Source organism: Miniimonas arenae (assembly GCF_006351005.1).
Classification (GTDB): domain Bacteria; phylum Actinomycetota; class Actinomycetes; order Actinomycetales; family Beutenbergiaceae; genus Miniimonas; species Miniimonas arenae.
Genome location: NZ_VENP01000103.1, coordinates 1 through 2910 on the forward strand (window position 1 = coordinate 1; position 2910 = coordinate 2910).

Consider the following 2910-nt stretch of genomic DNA (forward strand, 5'->3'; position numbering starts at 1 on the left):
CCTGCGCGCGCAGCGGATAGGGACCGAACTGTCTCACGACGTTCTAAACCCAGCTCGCGTGCCGCTTTAATGGGCGAACAGCCCAACCCTTGGGACCGACTCCAGCCCCAGGATGCGACGAGCCGACATCGAGGTGCCAAACCATGCCGTCGATATGGACTCTTGGGCAAGATCAGCCTGTTATCCCCGGGGTACCTTTTATCCGATGAGCGACGGCGCTTCCACAAGCCACCGCCGGATCACTAGTCCCGACTTTCGTCCCTGTTCGACCTGTCGGTCTCACAGTCAAGCTCCCTTGTGCACTTACACTCGACACCTGATTGCCAACCAGGCTGAGGGAACCTTTGGGCGCCTCCGTTACATTTTGGGAGGCAACCGCCCCAGTTAAACTACCCACCAGGCACTGTCCCTGGTCCGGATCACGGACCGAAGTTAGATGTCCAAAGCGACCAGAGTGGTATTTCAAGGACGACTCCACCCCTACTGGCGTAAGGGCTTCACAGTCTCCCACCTATCCTACACAAGCCGCTCCGAACACCAATACCAAGCTATAGTAAAGGTCCCGGGGTCTTTCCGTCCTGCTGCGCGTAACGAGCATCTTTACTCGTAGTGCAATTTCGCCGAGTTCGCGGTTGAGACAGCGGAGAAGTCGTTACGCCATTCGTGCAGGTCGGAACTTACCCGACAAGGAATTTCGCTACCTTAGGATGGTTATAGTTACCACCGCCGTTTACTGGGGCTTAAATTCTGAGCTTCGCGCATGTGCGCTGACCCGTCCTCTTAACCTTCCAGCACCGGGCAGGCGTCAGTCCGTATACATCGTCTTGCGACTTCGCACGGACCTGTGTTTTTAGTAAACAGTCGCTTCTCCCTGGTCTCTGCGGCCCTTGCCCGCTCACCCACGCTAGGTGGGGTCACGGTCCGGGCCCCCCTTCTCCCGAAGTTACGGGGGCATTTTGCCGAGTTCCTTAACCACGATTCTCTCGAACGCCTTGGTATTCTCTACCTGACCACCTGAGTCGGTTTAGGGTACGGGCGGCTAGTCCCTCGCGTCGAGGCTTTTCTTGGCACCATAGGATCACCATATTCCCGCGTTCGCGGTCACCATCACCTCTCAGCCACGTGACAGGCGGATTTGCCTACCTGTCGGCCTACGGGCTTGGAAGGAGTCAACCATCGCTCCAACTGGCTACCTTCATGCGTCACCCCTGTTAACACGCTTACCTACTACCAGTGCCGGTCCCACGCACCCACACCCCGGTGCCACCCGAAGGTGACGATGAGGTACGGGTAGATGGTTAGTACCACCGATTCGGTATGGGCGGTCCTTCGCCGGTACGGGAATATCAACCCGTTGTCCATCGACTACGCCTGTCGGCCTCGCCTTAGGTCCCGACTTACCCAGGGCGGATTAACCTGGCCCTGGAACCCTTGGTCATTCGGCGGACGGGTTTCTCACCCGTCTTTCGCTACTCATGCCTGCATTCTCACTCGTGTAGGCTCCACCACTGGATCACTCCGCAGCTTCACTGCCCACACGACGCTCCCCTACCCATGCACGCCCCTGGACCACGAAGGCCTGGATCAATGCGGGCATGCCACAGCTTCGGCGGTGTGCTTGAGCCCCGCTACATTGTCGGCGCGGAATCACTTGACCAGTGAGCTATTACGCACTCTTTCAAGGGTGGCTGCTTCTAAGCCAACCTCCTGGTTGTCTGGGCAACTCCACATCCTTTCCCACTTAGCACACGCTTAGGGGCCTTAGCTGGTGGTCTGGGCTGTTTCCCTCTCGACTACGAAGCTTATCCCCCGCAGTCTCACTGCTGCGCTTGGCTTACCGGCATTCGGAGTTTGGCTGACGTCAGTAACCTGGTAGGGCCCATCGGCCATCCAGTAGCTCTACCTCCGGCAAGGAACACGCAACGCTGCACCTATATGCATTTCGGGGAGAACCAGCTATCACGAAGTTTGATTGGCCTTTCACCCCTACCCACAGGTCATCCCCCAGGTTTTCAACCCTGGTGGGTTCGGTCCTCCACACGGTCTTACCCGCGCTTCAACCTGCCCATGGGTAGATCACTTCGCTTCGGGTCTAGAGCACGCGACTGTATCGCCCTGTTCGGACTCGCTTTCGCTACGGCTTCCCCACACGGGTTAACCTCGCCACGCACCACTAACTCGCAGGCTCATTCTTCAAAAGGCACGCCGTCACCCCAACCAAGGAGGCTCCGACGGATTGTAGGCAAACGGTTTCAGGTACTATTTCACTCCCCTCCCGGGGTACTTTTCACCTTTCCCTCACGGTACTTGTCCGCTATCGGTCATCAGGTAGTATTTAGGCTTAGCAAGTGGTCTTGCCAGATTCACACGGGATTTCACGGGCCCCGTGCTACTCGGGAACACTTCCAGGAGGCCATGCCGTTTCGTCTACGGGGGTCTCACCCTCTACGCCCACCCATTCAAGAGTGCTCGACTACGACACGACTTTCTCACTCCTCCTCCACTGCGGCAGCATGGATAGGAAGGTCCCACAACCCCGCATACGCAACCCCTGCCGGGTATCACACGCACACGGTTTAGCCTGATCCGCTTTCGCTCGCCACTACTCACGGAATATCTCTTCCTGCCGGTACTGAGATGTTTCACTTCCCGGCGTTCCCTCCACACACCCTATATATTCAGGTGCGGGTCGCACGACATGACTCGTACGGGGTTTCCCCATTCGGACACCCTCGGATCACAGCTCGTTTGCCAACTCCCCGAGGCTTATCGCAGGCTACCACGTCCTTCTTCGGCTCCTGATGCCAAGGCATCCACCGTTTGCCCTTAAACACTTGACCACAAAAGATCAAAGATGCTCGCGTCCACTGTGCAGTTCTCAAACAACCAACCCCACCCACCACCCCCCAC

General features: G+C 57.6%; 1 rRNA gene. It reads right to left on the reverse strand.

What is annotated here, in order from left to right:
* Positions 1–2840: ribosomal RNA gene (locus FH969_RS14690) — 23S ribosomal RNA — on the reverse strand; the annotation flags it as partial.
* Positions 2841–2910 lie beyond the last annotated feature (70 nt).